Source organism: Paracoccus stylophorae, from assembly GCF_028553765.1.
Classification (GTDB): Bacteria; Pseudomonadota; Alphaproteobacteria; order Rhodobacterales; family Rhodobacteraceae; genus Paracoccus; species Paracoccus stylophorae.
The window spans coordinates 1,164,069-1,186,439 of the sequence record NZ_CP067134.1 but is presented as its reverse complement, the minus strand read 5'-3'; the positions used below and the strand labels follow the sequence as shown (position 1 = coordinate 1,186,439).

Sequence of the window (22,371 nt, the reverse complement as noted above, 5' to 3'; positions counted from 1 at the left end):
GGAACAGATGTCGCGCAGACCGGCGGCGTGCGCAAGACGCTGACGCCCGCGCGCAACGCGAGGGCCGGCATCGCCTGCGCGCGCCGGCCCGATCCTGCGTCGACGCGGATCAGGCGCCGATGGCCAGGCGTTCGTCGCTGGCGGGGCCGGGATCGCGCAGGACATAGCCGCGGCCCCACACCGTCTCGATATGGTTTTCGCCGCCAAGCGCCTCGGACAGTTTCTTGCGCAGCTTGCAGATGAACACGTCGATGATCTTCAGTTCAGGTTCGTCCATGCCGCCGTAAAGATGGTTCAGGAACATTTCCTTCGTCAGCGTCGTGCCCTTGCGCAGGCTCAGCAGTTCAAGGATCTGGTATTCCTTGCCGGTCAGGTTCACCGGCTTTCCCCGAACCTCGACCGCGCGCGCATCCAGATTCACGACGATTTCGCCGGTCTGGATCAGCGACTGGCTGTGCCCCTTTGACCGGCGGATGATCGCCTGGATGCGGGCCTGCAATTCCTCCCGGTTGAAGGGCTTGGTCATATAGTCATCGGCGCCGAACCCGAACCCGCGCAGCTTGCTTTCGGTATCGTCCGATCCGGTCAGGATCAGGATCGGCGTGTCGATCCGGGCCAGCCGCAGATGCCGCAGCACCTCCATCCCGTGCATGTCGGGAAGATCCAGATCCAGAAGGATCAGGTCGTAATCATACAGCTTGGCCAGATCGATTCCTTCCTCACCCATATCGGTGCGAAAGACGTTATAGCTTGCCGCAGTCAGCATCAGTTCGATCGCGCGCGCCGTGCTGGGATCGTCTTCAACCAGAAGTATACGCATGACGTGTCTTGCCCTCGATTCGTCTAAGATCCTGCGCCGACATTCGGCCGATATGTTTAAGATCCTGTTACTTATGCCCGGCAGAAGTCGGATTTACAACCTGTGGTTGTCGGTATTTCTGCAACCCCGTCACCTTCAGCGCCGCCCGCCCGTGCCGCTTCATCGCCGCAATCCAGCCGTCGAATTCCTCGTCGGACAGGCCATAGCGGCGCAGGGCGTCGTCGCGGGTGATCAGCCCGTGTTCCACCGCCAGAACCACGGTTTCCTTGCGGCTGGCCACCCATCGCGTCGCCACCGGCGGCAGATCGGCCACACTTAGAATCGTGCCATTCGGCAATGTCACGATGCGGGGGGCACTGGTTTTCTTCACGAACATTCCACCTGTCCTTCGGTCCTGTCCCGCGACCTTGGCCCAAAGCCCTTAAGCCGCGGTTAGGTCCCGCCCCCTTTTCCGCCCCGTCGCGGTTGAGAATCCGCAGCATTTGCCTATATTTCGACACAGTTCGCGACAGGCCCGGAAAATCATGACCACGATGACGCTTTCTTCCCCCGCCGGTGCGGGGGATACCGACCGAAACAGCCTGGGCTTTGCCAAGCCGCCGGCGCAGACGCGCGTGGTGGTGGCGATGTCGGGCGGCGTGGACAGTTCGGTCGTCGCCGCCAAGCTGAAATCGGAAGGCTATGACGTCATCGGCGTGACGCTGCAACTTTACGATCACGGCGCGGCACTGGCGAAGAAGGGGGCGTGCTGCGCCGGGCAGGACATTCACGATGCGCGCCGGGTGGCCGAGCGCATGGGCTTTCCGCATTACGTGCTGGATTACGAAAACAAGTTCCGCGAATCGGTGATTGACGAATTTGCCGACGCCTATCTGGCCGGCGCGACGCCCGTGCCCTGCATCCGCTGCAACGAACGGGTGAAGTTCCGCGACCTGCTGGAAACGGCCCGCGATCTGGATGCCGACTGCATGGCGACGGGCCACTATATCAGGCGCAAGGACGGCGCCCTGCGGGCCGAATTGCACATGGCCGCCGACCCCGCCCGCGATCAAAGCTATTTCCTGTTCTCGACCACGCAGGAACAGCTGGATTTCCTGCGCTTTCCGTTGGGTCATCTGGCGGACAAGGCCGAAACCCGCGCGCTGGCCGCCGAATACGGTCTGTCGGTGGCCGACAAGCCCGACAGCCAGGACATCTGCTTCGTTCCCAACGGCGATTACGCCGCCGTCATCGAAAAGCTGCGTCCCGGCGCGGCCGATCCGGGCGAGATCGTGGATATGGACGGCACCGTCCTGGGCCGTCACCGTGGCGTCATCCACTATACGATCGGGCAGCGGCGCGGTCTTGGCATCGGCGGGCTGGGCGATCCGCTTTACGTCGTGCGGCTTGAGCCGCAGACGCGGCGTGTTGTCGTCGGCCCGAAATCCGCGCTGGCCACGACCATCGTCCCGGTCAGCGAGGTGAACTGGCTGGGCGATCAGGCATTTGCCGGCGAAATTTCCTGCATGGTGCGGATCCGGTCCACCCGTCCGCCCCGGCCCGCGATCCTGCGGCCCATCGGCGCGACCCGCGCCGAGGTCGAGTTGCTGGACCCCGAGGAAGGCGTCAGCCCCGGACAGGCCTGCGTGTTCTATGCGCCCGACAGCACGCGGGTGCTGGGCGGCGGCTGGATCACGCTGCGTCGGCGGCCAGCAGCCTGATCCGTTCGACCATCGCGCGCAGCCCGTTCGACCGCTGCGCGGACAGGTGATCGTCCAGCCCAAGCCGCGCCAGTTCCGCCGGGGCATCGACGGCGGTGACCTCTTTGACCGGCAACCCGGAATACAGCGCATGCAGGATGGCGATCAGGCCGCGCACGATCATCGCATCGCTGTCGCCCTGAAAATCGAACCGCCCCTCCTCGATCCGGGGCATGATCCAGACCTGGCTGGCGCACCCCTCGACCTTGGTGGCGGGCACCTGCAAGGCGGGTTCCATCGGCGGCATGGCCTTGCCCAGTTCGATGACGTGGCGGTATCGGTCTTCCCAGTCGTCCAGGAACTCGAACGTCTCGGCGATGTCTTCGAAGGCGGCGCTGGCCATGGCGGACTCCTGTCGGCTGCGCGTTCGGGTTAGCGCGATGCAAGCGCAAGGTCAAAGAGGCTTTCACCGCGCCCCGCTTTCCCCTAACAATCGGGCAAAGACCTTGGGATGGTGACATGATCAGACTGACCGCACCCCTGCTGATCTCGGCCCTGCTGCTTTCGGGCTGCGGCGGCCGGTTCAGCGACAGCGGATTGAACCCTTTCGGCTGGTTCGGCGGCGGCAACGCGCCCCGCCCCACGCTGGAGCCGGATGAGGGTTACGACAGCGTCGCCGACGCCCGCCCGGCCATCCCGCAGATCACCGGCGCCGCATGGCAGCCTTTGGGCGAGGGGCGGCTGCTGGTCGTCACCGCAATGGCGCCGACCAAGGGCTACAGCCTGGTCGAGCTGGTCACGACGCGGCCTTCGCCGGGCGGGCGCATCCTGCCCGACCCCGATGGCGTGCTGCGCCTGCGCATGGTCGGTGTGCCGCCCCTGCCCGACAGCCCGGCGGCGCGGATGCCGGCCCGTCCGGAGACGGACCTGATCACCGCCGCCATGGCCCTGTCGAGCATTCAGCTGGCCCGGATCACCGCCGTCGAAATCGCAAGCGCCTCGAACGTGGTGACATTGCGGCGCTAAGGTCGGACCTGACGCAGGCCCGCCCCCGCGCGCTCCGCGCCGCCTATCTGACCGCCAGAACGGCAAGGCAGTCGCCGGTCTGGACAAGTCCGGGGAAATGCCGCGCGGCCAGGATGCCGTCGCGATTTGCCAGCACCTCGACCGGATCGACGCCGGTGCGGTCGGGCGGCCAGATCCACGCGATGGGCTGGCCCGCGCGCACCTGATCGCCCAGATCGACCAGCGGATGCATCAACCCGTCGCGGGTGGCAAAGTGGAAACAATCGTCGTCGGGCATGTCCAGCACCGGGCTTTCGCCCTCGACCTCGATCTCTCCGGCCAGGATGCCGGCATGGCGCAGCACGTTGCGCGCGCCGCGGATCGCGATCTTGGCCGAACGCGCGGTGGCCGTGCCGCCGCCGCCCAGTTCGGTCGTGACAAAGATCTTGCCCTGCGATTCGACGGCGGTGTCGAACATGCCGACATTGTCGATTTCGCGCATCATCATCGTATAGGGCGCGCCGAACGCCTTGACGGCGGCGACGCAGGCGGCCTCCTTGTCCGGGTCGTCCTGATAATGGGCGGCGGCATAGGGCAGGAAATCCAGCGTCTTGCCGCCGGAATGGTAATCCAGCACCAGATCCGCCATCGGCACCAGCACGTCGTGGAAATAATTCGCGATCTTCTGCGTCACCGTCCCGTCCGGCCGCCCCGGAAAACAGCGGTTCAGGTTCACCTGGTCGATGGGGCTGACGCGGGTGCCGCTGCGGAACGCGGGATAGTTCATATAGGGCACGATGACGATGCGCCCGGTGACGTCCGCAGGATCGATCTCCCATGACAGGGTCTGCAACGCGATCGGGCCTTCGTATTCGTCGCCGTGATTGCCCCCGGTCAGCAGGGCGGTCGGGCCGGTGCCGTTGGCGATCACGGTGATGGGGATCATCACATTGCCCCACGCGCTGTCGTTGCGGGAATAGGGCAGGCGCAGAAAGCCGTGCTGCTTGCCCTGCCCGTCCAGCGGAACGGTGGATGAGATCGGGTTCCTGCTCATGATTTCACCAGCATCCGGCGCGGCATGTTGCACAGCAGTTCCGGCTCTCTTTCGGTGATGACGATGGATTCCGTGGTCTCATAGCCCCAATCCTCCATCCACAGCCCGGTCATGAAATGGAAGGTCATGCCCGGTTTCAGTTCCGACCGGTCGCCCCGGCGCAGCGACATGGTCCGTTCGCCCCAATCGGGCGGATAGGACAGCCCGATGGGATAGCCGGTGCGGTTGTCCTTGACGATGCCATAGCGGTCCAGAACGGTGAAAAAGGCGTTGGCGATATCCTCGCAGGTATTGCCGGCGCGGGCCGCGCCCAGGCCCGCCTCCATCCCCTCCAGCACGGCCTTTTCGGCGTCCAGCATCTCTTGCGGCGGCTTGCCCAGAAAGATCGTGCGCGACAGCGGCACGTGGTAACGCTGGTAACAGCCCGCGATCTCGAAGAACGTGCCCTCGTTGATCTTCAGCGGCTGATCGTCCCAGGTCAGATGCGCGGCCGCCGCATCCGGCCCCGAGGGCAGCATGGGCACGATGGCCGGATAATCGCCGCCATGGCCCGACCACTCGTCATAGCGCAGCCCGGCATCATAGATCTCGGCCACCAGGTCGCATTTGCGCATCCCCACCTCGATCCGGTCGGCGATGCGGCGATGCATCCGTTCCACGATCCGCGCGGCCCGGCGCATATAGGACAGCTCTTTCGGGGTCTTGACCGCGCGCTGCCAGTTGACCAGCCCGGTCGCGTCCAGGATCTGCGCCTCGGGCAGGCCGTGGACCAGCCGTTCATGGGCCTTGGCCGAATACCAGTAATTGTCCATCTCGACGCCGATGAAGCCGCGATGCCATCCCCGGTCGGCCAGCGTCGCCCACAGATAGTCCATGGGGTGGCGCTCGACCGACATCACGTAGTAATCGGGATAGCCGATGATGTGATCGTCCGTCATCCAGACCGTGCGCAACGCGCCGGGCGCATCGATCCCGCGCCCATACCAGATCGGCGGCCCGTCGGGACCCACGATCACGCATTGATGGACATAAAAGGACCAGCCGTCATAGCCGGTCAGCCAGGCCATGTTCGACGGATCGGACACGATCAGCAGGTCCAGCCCCAGCCTGGCCATGCTGGCGCGGGTCTTGCGCAGGCGTTCCTCGTATTCTTCGGTCGAGAAACGCTCGGGCGTTCGTTGCAGTTCTGGCATTCAGACCTCGGGTGAAAACGCGGCAAGCGCGTGGTTGGCGATGGCGGTATCCTGCACGCCGGTGCCGGTCAGGTCCGCGATGGTGATCTGTCCGGCGGCGGTGCGGCCGGGATGGCGTCCGGTCACGATGTCGCCCAGCTCGGGGAAATGGGCGTCGCCGCCGAACAGCCGCGCCTCGACCGCGGCGCGCAATTCGCCCATGCGGCGGGTCTGGCTGAGCCGGTCGGCCACGTAAAGATCGGCGCGGTCCAGACAGAACGGGTCCAGCTCGTTCTTTTCCTGCTGATCGCTGCCCATCGCGGTCAGATGCTGGCCGGGCCGCAGCCAGTCGGCGCGGATGATCGGATGCTTGGCGGGCGTCGTGGTGACGATGATATCGGCGCTTTCGGCGGCCTCGCGCGGGTCCTTGACAGCGCGAACCGGCAGATCGGACCGCGACAGCCGTTGGGCCAGCGCCCGCGCCTTATCGTGATCGCGCGCCCAGATCACCGCCTCGCCGATGGGTCGGACCAGTTCCAGCGCCTGCAACTGCATCCGCGCCTGCAAGCCGGCCCCGAAAATCGCCGCCCGGCTGGCATCGGAACGCGACAGGTGCCGGGCGGCCACGGCCCCGGCCGCGGCGGTGCGCAGATCGGTCAGATAGCCGTTGTCCAGCAGCAGCGCCTGCACCCGGCCGGTTTGGCTGGACAGAACCACCATCAGCCCCGAGGTCGAGGGCAGGCCGCGCGACGGGTTGTCGAAAAACCCCGGCGACAGCTTGACGGCAAAGCCCGGCAGACCGGGCACATAGGCGGTCTTGACGTCCAGTTCGCCGTTCACGTCGGGCATCTGCATCGACATGATGTCGGGCATCACCACATGACCCTGCGCCAGCGTGGCGAACGCATCCTCGATCACCGCGATGGCGGCCGCGTCCAGCGTCACGCGCTGGCGCAGCTGGTCTTCGGTCAGAATCCGGATCTCGCTCATGCCTCGCCCCTGACGATGGCCGCGTGGCGGTCGGGGTCGATATTTCCGCCCGACAGGATCAGGACCAGCGGCCCGTCCTCGGCGCGCAGCTTGCCTGCGATGATGGCGCCTGCGCCGACCGCCGCCGCGCCCTCGACCGTTTCGCCGTCCTCAAGCGCCAGGTGGCGGATGCCGGCGGCGATCTCGGCCTCGGTCAGCAGGACGATCCGGTCCATCAGGTCGCGGCACATGGCGAAGGTCAGCCGATTGTTCAGCCCGATCCCGCCGCCCAGGCTGTCGGCCAGCGTCTCGACCTCCTCCACGGCGACCGGGTGGCCGGCCGTCAGGCTGGCCGCCATCGCCGCGCCGCGTTCCATGCTGATGCCGACGATGCGGATGTCGGGGCGCAGCCCCTTGACCGCCAGTGCCACCCCCGCCAGCAGCCCGCCGCCCGACAGCGGCACGGCGATGGTCGCAGCGTCGGGGATCTGGTCGATGATCTCAAGCCCCAATGTCCCCTGCCCCGCGATCACGTCCGGGTGGTCGAAGGGCGGGATCAGGGCAAACCCCTCGTCCCGTTTCAGCCGCCTTGCCTCCTCGAACGCCTCGTCCTGGCTGGCGCCGATCACCCGCGCCTCGGCGCCCAACGCCTTAATCGCATCCAGCTTGTTGCGCGGCACCAGCCGCGACACGCAGATCACCGCCGGCAGGCCAAGCTGTCGCGCCGCATGCGCCAGCGCCCGGCCGTGATTGCCGGTCGAGGCGGTCGTGACCCCCGCCACGTCGCCCAACCGCGCCGCCGCATTCGCCGCGCCCCGCAGCTTGAACGCGCCGGTTTCCTGAAGATGCTCGCATTTCAGCCAGACCTGCCCGCCCGCCAGCCGCGACAGGCTGGCCGAACTCCGGCACGGCGTCACGCGGATCATGTCGCCGATGCGTTCGGCGGCGGCGGACACATCCTGCAACGTCACCATGTCCGCACCTGAAACAGCCTGCCCGGCCCCGACGCCGGGATCTGCGCCAGATCCAGCATCGACCAGAACAGCGCCAGGTTGGAACTGACCACCGGCTTGCCCAACGCCTGCTCGATCCGGTCGATCACCGCGACGGCGGGCAGCGCGGTGCAGGACAGGAACAGCGCCTGCGCATCCGGGTGATCGGACTGGCGGGCGAAATCCACGATCGCATCGCCCGGCAGCAGCGCCATGTCGCGGTCGTCGGCATATTCCATCGACATGCGCGACACGACGCCCAGACCGTTGGCCTCGAAATGATCGCCGACCAGATCGGTGGTCGCGCGCAGATAGGGCGTCATCAGCGCGATCCGGTCCACCTTCAGCGCCCGGAACCCGCGCAGCGCGGCGGCGACGGGGGTGCTGATCGGCGCGCGGTCGCCGATGGCCGTCTGTACCTCATCGCCCAGCACCGCCGAGGCCGAGGTGCAGCCGAACCCGATCCCCTTCAACTCGACCCCCGGCACCAGCAGGTCCGAGGCCGCGCGCAGATGCGGGCCGGTGCGTTTCAGATTCTCGGCCGTGGTCGGATTGTCGAACGCGATCCGGGTGACGTGCAGCCGGCAGCCGTCGGGCAGCAGCCGCAGCGCATCCCCCTCGATGGTCATGTCGGTGGCAAGGGCGATCAGCCCGAAACGGCTTAGATTGTCGCGCCACATGCAGGGTGCCGCCTTTCCCTAGACGACCATGACCGGGCGGTCGGAAAGCCCCGTCACCTTGTGGCTGACCGACCCCAGAAGATAGCCTTCGGTCGATCCCAACCCGCGCGAGCCGATCACGATCAGGTCGCATTCCTTGTCGCGCGCCATGGTCACGATGCAGCGCGCCGGCTGTCCCGCCTTGATGAACGCGCTGACCTTTTCGACGCCCGCGTCGATGGCCTGGCTTTTGGCGTAATCGGCCGCGTCGCGCGCGGTCTGGCGCATCGTCTCGTCCAGGTTGCCGCCGGGGTCCAGCGTCCCGCGCACCATCGACAGCGACGCCTCCAGCATCGAATGATGACGATAGACGGTCAGCACGATCAGATGCGATCCGCACAGCTTGGCCAGGTCGATGGCCTTCCACAGCGCACGCTCGGCCCCGGTGGACCCGTCATAGGGGACAAGAATCCTTTCGAACATCGCACTCTCTTACTTGTTGAACGCCAGATCGCGCAGGAACAGGGCGATCTGCGGGAAGAAGATCAGCAGCACCGCAACCAGCAGCAGCATGACGATGAAGGGCGGCGTGCCCCGCACCACCTCGACATAGGGCCGCTTGAAGACCGCGATGGCGGTGAAGATGTCGCAGCCGAAGGGCGGTGTGGCGCTGCCGATGGCGACCTGCAAGGTGATGATCGTGCCGACCAGAACCGGGTCCAGCCCGACCGACTGCACCACCGGCGCGAAGATCGGCACGAAGATCAGGATGACGACGATCGGATCGACGAACATGCAGCCGACGAAGAACGCGATGGAAATCGTGAACAGAACCCCGTACTGGCCCATCTGGTCGATGCCGATGGCGCCCAGGATATGCTGCGGGATCTGCGCGAAACTGATGACATAGCTGAAGGCCGCGCCCGCGCCCACCAGGATGAACACCACCGCGGTGATCAGCCCGGTGGATTTCGCCGTCGCGTAAAGCTGTTTCATCCCCATCTCGCGAAAGACGATCATTTCCAGAAACAGCGCATACATCACGCAGGCCGCCGCCGCCTCGGTCGGTGAAAACACGCCGCCATAGATGCCGCCGATGATGATGGCCGGAAAGCCCAGCGGCCACAGCGCGCGCAGCAACGCCTGCCACCGTTCGCCCCAGCTGGCCTTTTCCAGCGTCGGCACGCCGTTTCGCGACGCATAGATATAGCTGTAGATCGAGAACATCACCAGGATCAGCAGACCCGGGCCGATGCCGGCGATGAACAGTTCCGAAATCGAGGTGCCCGACACCACGCCATAGATGATCATCCCGATCGAGGGCGGGATCAGAAAGGCGATGTCGGAGGAATTGACGATCAGCGCCAGGATGAAGCTGTCGTTATAGCCCGCCTTCAGCATCCGCGGACGCAGCGGCCCGCCGACGGCCACCACGGTTGCCTGCGTCGAGCCCGACACCGCGCCGAACATGGTGCAGGCGCCGGCCGTGGCGATGGCCAGACCGCCCTTGAAATGGCCCACGAAGGCCATCACCAGGTCGATCAGCCGCGTGGCCGACTGCCCGCGCGTCATGATGTCGGCGGCAAAGATGAACATCGGCACCGCGATCAGGCTGGCGGGGCGGATGCCGCCCAGGATCTGCTGGATCATCGTGTCCAGCTGGCCGAAACCGCCGAACAGCCCTACGAACCCGATCAGCGATCCGGCGATCAGCGGGATCATCATCGGAAAGCCAAGCAGCAGAAGAACGATCATCGAGCCGAAAATCAGCCAGGTCATCATGGCTCAGACCTCCTCTTCCACGCTGTCGTCGTAACCTTCCAGCGTGCTGGTCGACAGCCAGATGTCCTTGTCCAGCATGTTCTTGATCGCGGTCAGCCCGTATTGCAGCCCGGTCAGAAAGAACCCCAACGGCGCCCAGACGATGATCCACCATTGCGGAACCTGCAGCGCCGGCAGCAACCGCCCGCGCGACGCCTGCGTCAGCACGTAATCCATCGAATACCAGGCCAGCAGCAGCATCGCCAGCGAGGTCACGACCGAGATGACGACCATCATCGTCTTGCGCATCCGGAACGGCATCGCGTCGAAAAAGGCCGACATGCGGATATGCCGGCCATGCCGCGCGGCATAAGAGATGCCCGCGAAGGTGATCAGGATGATCAGGGCGCGGTTCAGTTCCTCGGAAAAGAACAGGCTTTCGCCGATCACGAACCGCCCGATCACATTGGCCATCGTGTTGACCGCCATCAGCAGCACGCCCACGGCCAGCAGCACCGCCTCGATCCGGGCGATGGCGACGTCGATGACACCCAGGATGCCGGGAAGGCCGGATACGTATTTGGAATCGTCGATATCGTCGTCAAGCGCCGTGGCTTCGGCGGCGGCAATGACATCGGGATCGGGCGTGGGGGCGTGCTTGTCGTCAAGCGTCATGCCGCATTGCCTCGCGATGTAAAAGGGAAACTGGCAGAAGATGCCGGGATGCGCGCGTCACCCCGGCACCGGTCTTCAACGCGGAACCCGATCAGTTCCCCGCCGGCTGTTCCTCGGCCGGCTCGGCCTCGGCGCCCTCGGCAGCCTCATCCGATGCGGCGTCGTCCGTCGCAGCTTCATCGGTCGCAGCGTCGTCCGTCGCGGCGTCGTCCGTCGCAGCCCCGTCCGTTGCAGCCTCGTCCGTTGCAGCCTCGCCCGACTCGGCACCGCCCGATGCGGCCTCGCTGGCGTCGGCCAGGTCCTGCTTCATCTGGTCCAGGATTTCCTGCGCGTTCGGCCCGCCGATCTCAAGGAATTTCTGCTCGACGCTGTCGGCCGTCTCCATGAACGCCTTGCGCTCTTCCTCGGGCAGGATGTTGATTTCCATGTCGGGCTTGGCTTCCTTGATCTTGTCGAAGCTTTCGGCATCCAGCTCGGCCTGGTAATCGAGGATGTATTCGAAGGCCGCGTCGATGGCGTTGTTCACGACCTCCTTGTCCTCATCGGACAGGCCGTCATAGAAATCCTTGTTGGCCATCACCGCAGTGGTGAAATTGTTGTGGCCGATGCAGGTGATGACATCCGTCACCTCATACATCTTGGTCGAGTTCAGGAAGAAGCGCGGATTTTCCTGACCCTGGATGATGCCGGTCTGCATCGCGCCGTAAACTTCGCCCCAGGGCAGCGGCGTCGGCGTCGCGCCGAATGCCTTGTAGGATTCGACCAGCAGCGGGTTGGTCATCACCCGGAACTTCACCTCTTCCAGGTCTTCGGGCGAATGAACCGGCTCCTGCGTGGTCATGCAGACCTCGCCCTCGGGAAACATGGTCAGCAGTTCCAGACCCTGTTCGGCGTAAAGCGGCGGGAACAGTTCGTGAATGGCTTTCGAGTTGCGGAAGAAGTTCTGCAACGCCTCTTCGTTCTGCGGCAGCAGATAGGGCACGAAAAAGATCTGCGCCTCGGGGATCAGCGCGCCGGTAAAGCCGGGCGACTGGTCCACGAATTGCAGGATGCCCGATTGCGCCTGTTCCATCGTGTCGGCGGATTCGCCAAGCGTGCCGAACGGGAACAGCTGAATCTCGTGATCGGAATTGGCCTCGACCTCTTCCTTGAACTTCTGGGCGAAGACGCCCTGAACCTCGTCCATCGCCTCTTCAAAGGCATAGCGCCACGTGTCGGCCATTGCTCCGCCCGTGCCCAGGATAAGGGCGGACAGGCTGGCGGCGGTCAGCGTCTTGTAGGTCATGTTACCTCCTGATTATGGGACATCGTGACGCAACGCGCCCGCATCCTTCGGGGTTTCGGAACCCGGGTCGTTTTGCCCGGTCCGTTCGACTCGCACAGTCCGGAAGAACCGGGTCGCAAGTCAATCCATAAATCAGACCATGGCAATTCTGCCGGTCCAAGTCAAACGCGCTTGCCCCCGGCATTCGCCAACCCGCAGCCGCTTGTCCAGATTGACAATTCCGGGCGCGGCGGAAACAAGCGGACCATGAACCCCTTGCGCCTCGATGACCGGGACATTGCCATCCTCGCGATCCTGTCGCGCGAGGGGCGCATTTCGAAAACCGATCTGGCGGCGCGGGTGAACCTTTCGCCGACGCCGTGCTGGGAACGGATGAAGCGGCTGGAACAGGCCGGGCTGATCCGCGGCTATCGCGCCGATATCGACCTGACCGGGCTGGGGCCGCATGTCAGCGTCTTCGTGACGGTCGAGCTGGACAGCCACCGCACCGAAAGCTTCCAGATCTTCGAACGCACCGTCGCCCGGATGGACGAGATCACCGGCTGCTGGGGAATCGGCGGCGGCTATGACTATCTGATGCAGGTCGTCGCCCCCGACATCGCGGCGTTCCAGTCGCTGATGGACGGGCTGCTGGAAAGCCGCGCCGGGGTGCGCCGCTATTTCAGCTATATCGTGACCAAGCCGGTCAAGGACCTGCCGCCGGCGATGGCGCTGCTGGCCGTCTGACGGCGCAAGGCGGGCGGGCGGCGATTACGCATATTGCGGCGCACGCGCCCAGATGCCACAAGATGTGGCATGGCCAAACCCGTCTCTGCCTTCACCTGCACCGCCTGCGGCGCCGCCCACAAGAAATGGGCCGGGCGCTGCGATGCCTGCGGCGCCTGGAACACCGTCGTCGAGGAGGCGCCGCTGTCGCAGGGTCCGGGGCGCGGCCTTGGCGCCGCCAAGGGCCGCAGCGTGACCCTGACCGGCCTTGCCACGGACGAACCGCCCCCGCCCCGCAGCCAGTCGGGGATGGAGGAACTGGACCGGGTGCTGGGCGGCGGGCTGGTCCCCGGCTCGGCGGTGCTGGTCGGCGGCGATCCGGGCATCGGCAAATCCACGCTGTTGTTGCAGGGGGCCGCGGCCTTCGCGCGGCGCGGGCGCGACGCCGTCTATCTCAGCGGGGAAGAGGCCAGCGCCCAGGTCCGCATGCGGGCGCAGCGTCTGGGACTGGCCGACGCGCCGGTGCGGCTGGGCGCGGAAACCAATCTGCGCGACATCCTGACCACGCTGGACACCGAACGCCCCGATCTGGCGATCATCGATTCCGTCCAGACGCTGTGGTCCGACACGGTCGATGCCGCGCCCGGCAGCGTGGCCCAGGTCCGCGCCGCCGCGCACGAGCTTGTGACCTTTGCCAAGCGCCGCGGCGTCGCCGTGATCCTGGTTGGCCACGTGACCAAGGACGGCCAGATCGCCGGCCCCCGCGTGGTCGAACACATGGTCGATACCGTTCTGTATTTCGAGGGCGAGCGCGGCCACCAGTTCCGCATCCTGCGCAGCGTCAAGAACCGCTTCGGTCCCGCCGACGAGATCGGCGTGTTCGAGATGACCGGCACGGGACTGGCCGAGGTCGCCAATCCCTCGGCGCTGTTTCTGTCCGAACGCGGCCAGCCCAGCCCCGGCAGCGCGGTATTCGCGGGGATCGAGGGCACAAGGCCGGTCCTGACCGAGGTGCAGGCGCTGGTCGCGCCCTCGACCCTGGCCTCACCGCGCCGCACCGTGGTCGGGCTGGACAGCGGCCGGGTCAGCACCATCCTGGCCGTGCTGGAGGCGCGCTGCGGCATCCCCTTCACCGGGCTGGACGTGTTCCTGAACGTCGCCGGCGGCATGCGCGTCAGCGAACCGGCCGCCGATCTGGCCATCGCCGGTGCGCTGCTGTCGGCGCGCGAGGACAGCGCCCTGCCCGCCGACGCGGTGCTTTTCGGCGAAATCAGCCTGTCGGGCGCGCTGCGTCCCGTCGCGCAGGCCGAAAACAGGTTGAAAGAGGCGCAGAAACTTGGTTTTTCACAGGCGATTTTGCCCGACGGCCAGAAGGTCGAGGGCGCAGGCGGAATGGGCACGCGGCGCATCCCCGATCTGACAGGCTTTGTGGGCGAAATCTTCGGCGCCGGCTGAACCGCCCGAAACGAAACGAAACAAGGCGCAGGGGCAGGACTTATGGACGGTTTCACGATCATCGACGCGGTGGTGGCCGCCGTCATCATCCTTTCGGCCATCCTGGCCTGGTCGCGCGGCTTCGTGCGCGAATCGCTGGCGATTCTGGGCTGGATCGCCGCCGCCATCCTGGCCTTCCTGTTCGCCGCCACCGTGCGCCCGATGATCGCGCAGCTGCCGGTGCTGGACCGGTTTCTGGGCGACAGTTGCGAACTGGCCACCATCGCCGGGTTCGCGGTGGTGTTCGCGCTGGCGCTGGTCGTGTTCTCGATCATCACGCCGCTGTTTTCCTCGGTCGTGCAGCGTTCGGCCCTTGGCGGGATCGACCAGGGCATCGGCTTCCTGTTCGGCGTGGCGCGCGGCATCCTGCTGGTTGCCATCGCCTTCATCGTCTATGACCGCGTGATGACCAGCCAGCAGGTCGCCATGGTCGAGAATTCGCGCTCGGCGCAGGTGTTCGAACGGATGCGCGGGCAGATGGACGAACAGATCCCCGACGACGCGCCGGGCTGGATCGTCAGCCGCTATGAGCAGATGGTGCGCGGCTGCACCGTGACCGAAACCGTCGCCCCCGACCAGACCCCGCCCCCGGCCGCGGACTGAGGCGCGCCCCCCGCCCCGCGGTCCTGCCGCCCCGGCCGCCCCGGCCGCCAAGTGACGTGACGCGTTCGTGACCCGATTCCACCGGGGCGATTGCGCGGGGGCGTGACTTTGTGTTCCCTTGGCCCTACATAGCCCCCGACCGCCCAACGCCATTCAGGATGCCGTGATGCAACCATTTCTGGCCGATCCGTTCGATTCCGACCGCCTGCACGAGGAGTGCGGAATCTTCGGCGCCATCGGCATGGCCGACGCCGCAAGCTTCGTGGCGCTTGGCCTGCACGCCCTGCAACATCGCGGACAGGAGGCGGGCGGGATCGTCACCCACGACCCCGAACACGGCTTCAACAGCGCCCACCGCTTCGGCTATGTGCGCGACAATTTCACCAAGGCCGACGTGATGGCCACCCTGCCCGGCCCGCTGGCCATCGGGCATGTGCGCTATTCCACCACCGGCACCAAGGCCAACACCGCGATTCGCGACGTGCAGCCGTTTTTCGGCGAATTCTCGATGGGCGGCTGCGCCATCGCCCATAACGGCAACATCACCAACGCCGCCGCCCTGCGGCGCGAGCTGACCGAACGCGGCAGCATCTTCCAGTCGTCGTCGGATAGCGAATGCATCATCCATCTGATGGCCCGCTCGATCCAGCGCAACATTCCCGAACGGATGAAGGACGCGCTGCGCCGGGTCGAGGGCGCGTTCAGCGTCATCGCCATGACCCGCACCAAGCTGATCGGCGTGCGCGATCCGTTGGGCGTGCGCCCGCTGGTGCTGGGTAAGCTGGGCGATGACAGCTTTGCGCTGGCGTCCGAGACCTGCGCGCTGGACATCATCGGCGCCGATTTCGTGCGCGAGATCGAACCGGGCGAGATGGTCGTGATCTCGGGCAGCAAGGTGCAGTCGTCGCGCCCCTTCGGCCCCTCGACCGGCCGGTTCTGCATCTTCGAACACGTCTATTTCTCGCGCCCCGATTCGATCATCGGCGGCCGGTCGGTCTATGAAACCCGCCGCCAGATCGGCGTCGAACTGGCCCGCGAGGCACCGATCGAGGCCGACCTGGTCTGCCCAGTCCCCGATTCGGGCACGCCCGCCGCCATCGGATACGCGCAGGAATCCGGCATCCCCTATGGCATGGGGATCATCCGCAACCAATATATGGGCCGCACCTTCATCGAGCCCACCGAACAGATCCGCAACATGGGCGTCAGGCTGAAGCTGAACGTCAACCGCTCGCTGGTGGCGGGCAAGCGGGTGGTGCTGGTCGACGATTCCGTGGTCCGCGGCACCACCAGCCGCAAGATCAAGGACATGATCATCGACGCGGGCGCGGCCGAGGTGCATTTCCGCATCGCCAGCCCCCCCACCGCCTGGCCCTGTTTCTATGGCGTGGACACGCCCGAACGCGACAAGCTGCTGGCCGCGCAGATGACGCCCGAGGAGATGCGCGACTGGATCGGCGTCGATTCGCTGTCCTTCGTGTCGCTGGACGGGCTGTATCGCGCCGTGGGCGAGGCCGGCGGACGCAACGCCGGGTGCCCGCAATATTGCGACGCCTGTTTTTCCGGCGATTATCCGGTCTCGCCCTTCGATCAGGTCGAACGCGGTTTCCGGATGCGGCCCGGATCGGAAACCGCCGTCTCAACCGCCGCCGAATAAGGGGGTTTGCGTCCCGCGACCGCCGGGGGATTTTGCGTCCCCCCGGACCCCCTGCCCCAAAAACCCTTCTCACTGCATTTGGAAAGAGGGCGAAGACGAACGGCGGCCTAACCGGTGATCCGGTTCACATGCCCCATCTTGCGGCCCTCGCGGATGTCGGCCTTGCCGTAAAGATGCAGCTGCGTGCGCGGCGTCGCCAGCAATTCCGGCACCCGGTCCATGTCGTGTCCGATCAGGTTCTCCATCACCACATCGGCATGCCGCCGGCCATCGGCCAGGGGCAGCCCCGCCACCGCGCGGATATGCTGTTCGAACTGATCGACGGCGCAGCCCGCCTGCGTCCAGTGGCCGGAATTATGCACGCGCGGCGCGATCTCGTTCACGATCAGCCCGGTTTCGGTCACGAACAGCTCGACCCCCATGACGCCCACGTAGTCCAGCGCATTGACGATCCGCCCGGCGATCAGCACCGCATCGGTCGCCACCCGCGCCGGCAGGCCGCAGGGCACGGTCGTCGTGCGCAGGATGCCGCCGCGATGCACGTTCAGCCCCGGATCGAACGCGGCCACCTGCCCGTCCGCGCCGCGCGCGACGATCACGCTGATCTCGGCCGAGAAATCCACGAACCCTTCCAGAACCGACGGCGCGCCGGTCCAGCCGGTCTGCCCCGCATCCTCGATCCGGATCTGGCCCTTGCCGTCATAACCCATCCGCCGCGTCTTCAGGATCGCGGGCGTGCCCATCTGCGCGATGGCCGCGGCCAGATCGTCCTGCGCCGGCACATCGACGAAGGGCGCCGTCGCCAGCCCGATCCCGTTCAGGAAGGTCTTTTCGGTCAGCCGGTCCTGCGACACGGCCAGCGCGCGCCGGTTCGGCCGGATCGGGCGCAGCGATTCCAGCAGGTCCAGCGCCGAGGTCGGCACGTTCTCGAACTCGTAGGTGATGACGTCCACCGATTCGGCAAACCGCGTCAGCGCGTCGCGATCCTCGTAGGATGCGGTCGTCAGCCGGTGTGCCACGTCGCCCGCCGGGGCGTCGCCCGGCTCATAGATGTGGCAGCGCAGCCCCAGACGGCTGGCCGCGACCGACAGCATCCGCCCCAGCTGGCCGCCGCCCAGGATTCCGATGCAGCCGATCTCAGTCATCGGACGGCGTCTCGGGGATCGAGGCCGACAGCGCCGCGCGCCACCTCTCCAGCCGTTCAGCCAGATCCGGGTCCGACAGCGCCAGGATGCCCGCGGCCATCAGCCCGGCATTGGCCGCGCCCGCCGCGCCGATGGCCATGGTGGCGACCGGGTATCCGCGCGGCATCTGCACGATGGAATACAGCGAATCGAGGCCCGACAGGGCGCGGCTCTGCACCGGCACGCCGATCACCGGCAGCCGCGTCTTGGACGCCATCATCCCCGGCAGATGCGCCGCCCCGCCCGCCCCGGCGATGATCACCTTCAGCCCGCGCGCGGCGGCGTCGCGGCCGTATTCCCACAACCGGTCCGGGGTGCGATGGGCGCTGACGATCCGTGCCTCGTGGCCCACGCCCAGCTCGTCCAGAATCTGCGCCGCCTCGCGCATGGTGGACCAGTCCGACTGGCTGCCCATGATGATTCCGACCGGCTTGTCCATGCGGCATCCTCTTGTCTCGCGTGGCTTCAGGCCATAGCGCGACCGGACCCGGCCCGCAATCAGGCGATGATGTCGGGGGTCAGTTCGTCCTCCAGCCGGGCGATGCGGTCCTTCAGCACCAGCTTCTGCTTTTTCAGCCGTTGCAGCGTCAGCGAGGATGTCAGCTGCTGCGCGGACAGCGCCGTGATCGCCTCGTCCAGGTCGCGATGTTCGCAACGCAGCGCCGCCAGTCGGGCGCGGACGATTTCCTCGTGGGACATTTCGTGGTGCATGTTCATCTGGCTGGCCCTGCCGGACGCGGATCGGTCCGTTCCTGCTTATAGCCGGTTGTTCCGCCCCTGTTAACAGCGTCGTGTGGGGGGCGGGCCGTTCCTTGCGCCTGCATCACCGCCGCACCGATCGGGGGCGCGGCACTTGCACAGCGGGGTCCGGGTTCACATATTCCCCTGTGACGGGTTGCCGGAACGGGGCCCGCGCAAAACGCAGTCGCTTGAACGCAAAGGGCTGAAGATGAACAGGATTTCACCGGGGGCGCATCCCTTCATGCTGGGCTTTGACCGGTTGGAGCGGATGGCCGAACGCGCCGCGAAGGGCGCCGAAGGATATCCCCCCTGCAATATCGAACATGTCGCGCCCGACGGGTTTCGCATCACGCTGGCCGTGGCGGGTTTCGCCCTGGACGATCTGTCCGTCACGACCGAGGATCGCCAGCTTGTCATACGCGGCCGCCTGGCCGAGGCGGGCGAAGACCGGGTCTTTCTGCATCGCGGCATCGCCGCGCGCGCCTTTCAGCGCAGTTTCGTGCTGGCCGAGGGCGTCGAGGTGACCGCCGCGCAGCTGGAAGACGGCCTGCTGCATGTGGATCTGAAGCGGGTGGCACCGCAACAGGTCGTCCAGACCATTCCGATCAGCCGCAAGTAAGGGGATCACCATGGATACCAAATTCGATTTCGGCGATACCGATACCACCAATCTCGTCTATATCCGGCGCGTCGCGACCAGCACGCTGCCCCACGAAATCCGCGAACAGATCCCCGAGATGGAGGCGATGTACGCGGTCCACGACGCGGACGGAGAACGTCTGGCGCTTGTGCGCGACCGGTCGCTGGCCTTCGTGCTGGCGCGGCAGAACGAACTGACGCCGGTCAGCGTCCACTGACGCCGACGGCCCGGCGCGCCCGACGGGATCGGGGCGCGCCGGCACCCACCGATGCCGGCATTTCCTGACACGACCGCCCCGACGACATCCCTGCCCCACACGCGGGCGGGGATGCCGCCATGTCCGGTCAATTCATGCCGATCAGCCCCATGTTTTCCAGCGTCAGCAGCACGCGGTGGGCGCAGTTGTCCACCTCGACATCCTGCGTATCGACGCGCAGTTCGGGCTGTTTCGGCTCTTCATAGGGGTCCGAGATGCCGGTGAACTCCTTGATCTTGCCCTCGCGCGCCAGCTTGTACAGGCCCTTGCGGTCGCGCCGTTCGCATTCCTCCAGCGAGGTGGCGACATGCACCTCGACGAAGGCGCCGTATTGCTCGATCATCTCGCGCACCGCGCGCCGGGTGGCCGTATAGGGGGCGATCGGCGCGCAGATCGCGATGCCGCCGTTCTTGGTGATCTCGGACGCGACATAGCCGATGCGCTTGATGTTGATGTCGCGGTGTTCCTTGCTGAACCCCAGCTCCGACGACAGATGCTTGCGCACCACGTCCCCGTCCAGCAGCGTGACGGGGCGTCCGCCCATCTCCATCAGCTTGACCATCAACGCGTTGGCGATGGTGGATTTGCCGCTGCCCGACAGGCCGGTGAAGAACACCGTGAACCCCTGCTGCGCGCGCGGGGGCGAGGTGCGGCGCAATTGCTGGACCACCTCGGGAAAGCTGAACCATTCCGGGATCTCCAGCCCCTCGCGCAGGCGGCGGCGCAGCTCGGTGCCGCTGATGTTCAGCACCGTCACGCCCTCTTCGATCTCGTCGGCGGGCTCGTATTGCGCGCGTTCCTGGACATAGACCATGTGCTTGAAATCGACCATCTCAACGCCGATCTCGTCCTGGTATTTGCGGAACAGGTCCTGCGCCTCGTAGGGGCCATAGAAATCCTCGCCGGCGCTGTTCTTGCCCGGCCCGGCATGGTCGCGGCCGACGATGAAATGCGTGGCGCCGTGGTTCTTGCGGATCAGCCCGTGCCAGACCGCCTCGCGCGGCCCGCCCATCCGCATCGCCAGGTTCAGCAGCGACAGCGTCGTCGTGGCCGAGGGGTACTTGTCCAGCACCGCCTCGTAACAGCGCACGCGGGTGAAGTGATCCACATCGCCCGGCTTGGTCATGCCCACGACCGGGTGGATCATCAGGTTCGCCTGCGCCTCGCGCGCGGCGCGGAAGGTCAGTTCCTGATGCGCGCGATGCAGCGGGTTGCGGGTCTGGAACACCACCACGCGCTGCCAGCCCAGCTTGCGGAACTGCGCGCGCAACTCGTTCGGGCTGTTGCGGCGGGCGCGGAAATCGTAATGCGTCGGCGCCTGCAACCCCTTGATCGGCCCGCCCAGATAGATGGGACCGGCGACGTTGTGCAGGTAATTGACCGACGGATGGGCCAGATCGTCGGCCCCGAACACCTGTTCGGCCTCGTGCGCCTTGTCGGGCGACCATTTGTCGGTCACCGACATGATCGCCAGGATCACGCCCTCCTGATCGCGCAGCGCGATGTCGGTGCCCGGCTCGACCCCGGCGGCGAACGCCTCGCTGACATCCAGGTTCACCGGGATCGGCCACAGCGCGCCCGATTCCAGCCGCATGTCGTTGACGACGCCGTTGTAATCCGCCTCGGTCAGGAAACCCTTCAGCGGGTTGAACCCGCCATTCATCAGCAGCTCAAGATCGCAAAGCTGGCGTTGGGTCAGATCCCAGCTCGGCATGCTGCCCGCCTCGTGCTTCAGCGATGCCGCAGCCTCGTCAGAGACGTAAAGTTCGGGGATCGGCGTCTGGTTCGGATATGTCATCGGAAAATGCTCGGCGGTTGAACGGGAAATGTCACGGCCCGCCCCCGGCCCGCAGACCGGGGCGCGCGCCCCGCCGACGCCCATAGACCCGGCGTCCCGGACATTCAACCGCACCCGGCCCCGCCACGCGCCGATTCCGCGCGCTGCGGCAGGAATGCCGCCACCATCGGCGGCGCGCCGCAGGTCCGCAGACCATAACGCCTACTGCGCCGCCGTCTCCTCGGGCAGTTCGGCGGCCGACGGGTCCGGCGGCCCGGCCTCGTCCTGCTCGGCCAGCCAGTGTTCGGCGTCCAGCGCGGCCATGCAGCCCATCCCGGCGCTGGTCACCGCCTGGCGATAGATACGGTCGGTCAGATCGCCCGCCGCGAACACTCCGGGAACCGAGGTGCGCGTGGACCCCGCCTCGACCTTCACATAGCCGCCCTCGTGGATTTCAAGCTGATCGCGGACCAGTTCGCTGGAGGGCGCATGGCCGATGGCCACGAACACGCCGTCCGCCCGAACCTCGCGCAAGGCGCCGTCCTTGGTCGAACGCAGCACCGCGCCGCTGACGCCCATCGGATCGTCGGCACCCTTCACCTCGGCCAGTTCGTGATCCCACACGATCTCGACCTTGGGATTGCGGAACAGCCGCTGTTGCAGGATCTTCTCGGCCCGCAGGCTGTCGCGGCGATGGACCAGCGTCACCTTGCTGGCGAACCGGGTCAGGAACAACGCCTCCTCGACCGCCGTGTTGCCGCCGCCGATCACCAGAACCTCGCGGCCGCGATAGAAGAAGCCGTCGCAGGTGGCGCAGGCGCTGACGCCGAATCCCTTGAACTTCTCCTCGCTCGGCAGACCCAGCCAGCGCGCCTGCGCGCCGGTCGCCAGAATCACCGCATCCGCCGTCACCCGCCGCCCGCTGTCGCATTCCGCCACGAAAGGCCGCTGGCCCAGATCCAGCCGGGTCACAATGTCGGTCACGATCTCGGCACCCATGGCCTTGGCATGCGCCTCCATCTTCACCATCAGCTCGGGACCCTGGATCTCGATATCGCCCGGCCAGTTCTCGACCTCGGTGGTGATGGTCAGCTGCCCGCCCGGCTGCATCCCCTGGATCAGCATCGGCTCCAGCATGGCGCGCGCGCCATAGACGGCGGCGGTGTATCCCGCCGGCCCGGACCCGACGATCAGAAGTTTCACATGCGTGCGGTCGGTCATATCCTGCCCCATCTGCGGTTCG

Annotated in this window: 24 protein-coding genes and 1 pseudogene; 8 read left to right on the top strand and 17 right to left on the bottom strand. The window is 66.3% G+C overall.

What is annotated here, in order from left to right:
- Window positions 1–109: 109 nt before the first annotated feature.
- Together ctrA and sciP are read right to left on the bottom strand one after the other, a co-directional pair.
- On the bottom strand, window positions 110–820 hold the full coding sequence (gene ctrA, locus JHW45_RS05845; RefSeq protein WP_272859993.1) for a response regulator transcription factor CtrA: 711 nt from the start codon (window positions 818–820) through the stop codon (window positions 110–112).
- A gap of 67 nt (window positions 821–887) precedes the next feature.
- Entirely contained in the window at window positions 888–1,196 is a 309-nt protein-coding gene (gene sciP, locus JHW45_RS05840; RefSeq protein WP_272859992.1) for a CtrA inhibitor SciP, read from the bottom strand.
- 157 nt (window positions 1,197–1,353) lie between these two features.
- On the opposite strand from sciP, the gene mnmA reads away from it, so the two are divergent.
- On the top strand, window positions 1,354–2,520 hold the full coding sequence (gene mnmA, locus JHW45_RS05835) for a tRNA 2-thiouridine(34) synthase MnmA (protein WP_419181856.1): 1,167 nt from the start codon (window positions 1,354–1,356) through the stop codon (window positions 2,518–2,520).
- Here mnmA and JHW45_RS05830 read toward each other — a convergent pair.
- Window positions 2,492–2,902, bottom strand: a complete 411-nt coding sequence (locus JHW45_RS05830) for a SufE family protein (protein WP_272859990.1) — start codon at window positions 2,900–2,902, stop codon at window positions 2,492–2,494. The two genes, mnmA and JHW45_RS05830, sit on opposite strands and share 29 nt — an antisense overlap.
- 116 nt (window positions 2,903–3,018) lie before the next feature.
- Between JHW45_RS05830 and JHW45_RS05825 the strand changes: the two genes are divergently transcribed.
- Window positions 3,019–3,525 carry a hypothetical protein gene (locus JHW45_RS05825; RefSeq protein WP_272859989.1) on the top strand — a complete coding sequence of 169 codons (507 nt, stop codon included), beginning with the start codon at window positions 3,019–3,021 and terminating at the stop codon, window positions 3,523–3,525.
- Window positions 3,526–3,568: 43 nt separating this feature from the next.
- Here the strand turns inward: JHW45_RS05825 and doeB are convergent, their stop codons facing one another.
- The 9 genes and pseudogenes from doeB to JHW45_RS05780 form a co-directional block, all read right to left on the bottom strand.
- Window positions 3,569–4,558: a N(2)-acetyl-L-2,4-diaminobutanoate deacetylase DoeB gene (gene doeB / locus JHW45_RS05820; protein ID WP_272859988.1), complete on the bottom strand. Its 990-nt coding sequence runs from the start codon at window positions 4,556–4,558 to the stop codon at window positions 3,569–3,571.
- Complete coding sequence (gene doeA, locus JHW45_RS05815; RefSeq protein WP_272859987.1) at window positions 4,555–5,751, bottom strand: ectoine hydrolase DoeA; 1,197 nt, start codon at window positions 5,749–5,751, stop codon at window positions 4,555–4,557. Before doeA ends, doeB begins: the two co-directional genes overlap by 4 nt.
- Entirely contained in the window at window positions 5,752–6,720 is a 969-nt protein-coding gene (locus tag JHW45_RS05810) for a cyclodeaminase (protein ID WP_272859986.1), read from the bottom strand.
- Entirely contained in the window at window positions 6,717–7,673 is a 957-nt protein-coding gene (gene eutB / locus JHW45_RS05805) for a hydroxyectoine utilization dehydratase EutB (RefSeq protein ID WP_272859985.1), read from the bottom strand. The genes JHW45_RS05810 and eutB overlap by 4 nt, the downstream gene beginning before the upstream one ends.
- Complete coding sequence (locus JHW45_RS05800) at window positions 7,667–8,371, bottom strand: maleate cis-trans isomerase family protein (RefSeq protein ID WP_272859984.1); 705 nt, start codon at window positions 8,369–8,371, stop codon at window positions 7,667–7,669. Before JHW45_RS05800 ends, eutB begins: the two co-directional genes overlap by 7 nt.
- Before the next feature lie 18 nt (window positions 8,372–8,389).
- Entirely contained in the window at window positions 8,390–8,833 is a 444-nt protein-coding gene (locus JHW45_RS05795) for a universal stress protein (protein ID WP_272859983.1), read from the bottom strand.
- Between the two features lie 9 nt (window positions 8,834–8,842).
- Window positions 8,843–10,129, bottom strand: coding sequence for a TRAP transporter large permease (locus JHW45_RS05790; protein WP_272860557.1), 1,287 nt, complete (start codon window positions 10,127–10,129; stop codon window positions 8,843–8,845).
- Between the two features lie 6 nt (window positions 10,130–10,135).
- The gene (locus JHW45_RS05785; RefSeq protein WP_272859982.1) at window positions 10,136–10,786 is read right to left on the bottom strand and encodes a TRAP transporter small permease; all 651 of its coding nucleotides are present in this window, start codon (window positions 10,784–10,786) and stop codon (window positions 10,136–10,138) included.
- 292 nt (window positions 10,787–11,078) lie between these two features.
- Window positions 11,079–12,071 (bottom strand): annotated as a pseudogene (locus tag JHW45_RS05780) (TRAP transporter substrate-binding protein); the annotation flags it as partial.
- A gap of 246 nt (window positions 12,072–12,317) precedes the next feature.
- Here JHW45_RS05780 and JHW45_RS05775 point away from each other — a divergent pair.
- From JHW45_RS05775 to purF, 4 genes are all read left to right on the top strand, one after another.
- The gene (locus JHW45_RS05775) at window positions 12,318–12,797 is read left to right on the top strand and encodes an Lrp/AsnC family transcriptional regulator (RefSeq protein ID WP_272859981.1); all 480 of its coding nucleotides are present in this window, start codon (window positions 12,318–12,320) and stop codon (window positions 12,795–12,797) included.
- A gap of 69 nt (window positions 12,798–12,866) precedes the next feature.
- Window positions 12,867–14,231, top strand: a complete 1,365-nt coding sequence (gene radA, locus JHW45_RS05770) for a DNA repair protein RadA (RefSeq protein ID WP_272859980.1) — start codon at window positions 12,867–12,869, stop codon at window positions 14,229–14,231.
- A gap of 42 nt (window positions 14,232–14,273) precedes the next feature.
- A complete protein-coding gene (locus JHW45_RS05765; protein ID WP_272859979.1) occupies window positions 14,274–14,873 on the top strand; it encodes a CvpA family protein in 600 nt (199 codons plus the stop codon).
- A 166-nt stretch (window positions 14,874–15,039) separates the two neighbouring features.
- The gene (purF, locus tag JHW45_RS05760) at window positions 15,040–16,530 is read left to right on the top strand and encodes an amidophosphoribosyltransferase (RefSeq protein ID WP_272859978.1); all 1,491 of its coding nucleotides are present in this window, start codon (window positions 15,040–15,042) and stop codon (window positions 16,528–16,530) included.
- A gap of 107 nt (window positions 16,531–16,637) precedes the next feature.
- Here the strand turns inward: purF and JHW45_RS05755 are convergent, their stop codons facing one another.
- The 3 genes from JHW45_RS05755 to JHW45_RS05745 are packed head-to-tail and all read right to left on the bottom strand — an operon-like array spanning window position 16,638 to window position 18,431.
- Complete coding sequence (locus JHW45_RS05755) at window positions 16,638–17,675, bottom strand: 5-(carboxyamino)imidazole ribonucleotide synthase (RefSeq protein ID WP_272859977.1); 1,038 nt, start codon at window positions 17,673–17,675, stop codon at window positions 16,638–16,640.
- Window positions 17,668–18,153, bottom strand: a complete 486-nt coding sequence (gene purE / locus JHW45_RS05750) for a 5-(carboxyamino)imidazole ribonucleotide mutase (RefSeq protein ID WP_272859976.1) — start codon at window positions 18,151–18,153, stop codon at window positions 17,668–17,670. Before purE ends, JHW45_RS05755 begins: the two co-directional genes overlap by 8 nt.
- A 59-nt stretch (window positions 18,154–18,212) precedes the next feature.
- The gene (locus JHW45_RS05745) at window positions 18,213–18,431 is read right to left on the bottom strand and encodes a YdcH family protein (protein ID WP_272859975.1); all 219 of its coding nucleotides are present in this window, start codon (window positions 18,429–18,431) and stop codon (window positions 18,213–18,215) included.
- A gap of 232 nt (window positions 18,432–18,663) precedes the next feature.
- Here JHW45_RS05745 and JHW45_RS05740 point away from each other — a divergent pair, with 232 nt between their 5' ends.
- Both JHW45_RS05740 and JHW45_RS05735 read left to right on the top strand, forming a co-directional pair.
- Window positions 18,664–19,074, top strand: coding sequence for an Hsp20 family protein (locus tag JHW45_RS05740; protein WP_272859974.1), 411 nt, complete (start codon window positions 18,664–18,666; stop codon window positions 19,072–19,074).
- Window positions 19,075–19,084: 10 nt separating this feature from the next.
- The gene (locus JHW45_RS05735) at window positions 19,085–19,312 is read left to right on the top strand and encodes a DUF1150 family protein (protein WP_272859973.1); all 228 of its coding nucleotides are present in this window, start codon (window positions 19,085–19,087) and stop codon (window positions 19,310–19,312) included.
- 127 nt (window positions 19,313–19,439) lie between these two features.
- Here the strand turns inward: JHW45_RS05735 and JHW45_RS05730 are convergent, their stop codons facing one another.
- Window positions 19,440–21,149: a bifunctional sulfate adenylyltransferase/adenylylsulfate kinase gene (locus tag JHW45_RS05730; protein WP_272859972.1), complete on the bottom strand. Its 1,710-nt coding sequence runs from the start codon at window positions 21,147–21,149 to the stop codon at window positions 19,440–19,442.
- A gap of 201 nt (window positions 21,150–21,350) precedes the next feature.
- Complete coding sequence (gene trxB / locus JHW45_RS05725; protein WP_272859971.1) at window positions 21,351–22,349, bottom strand: thioredoxin-disulfide reductase; 999 nt, start codon at window positions 22,347–22,349, stop codon at window positions 21,351–21,353.
- Window positions 22,350–22,371: the final 22 nt, after the last annotated feature.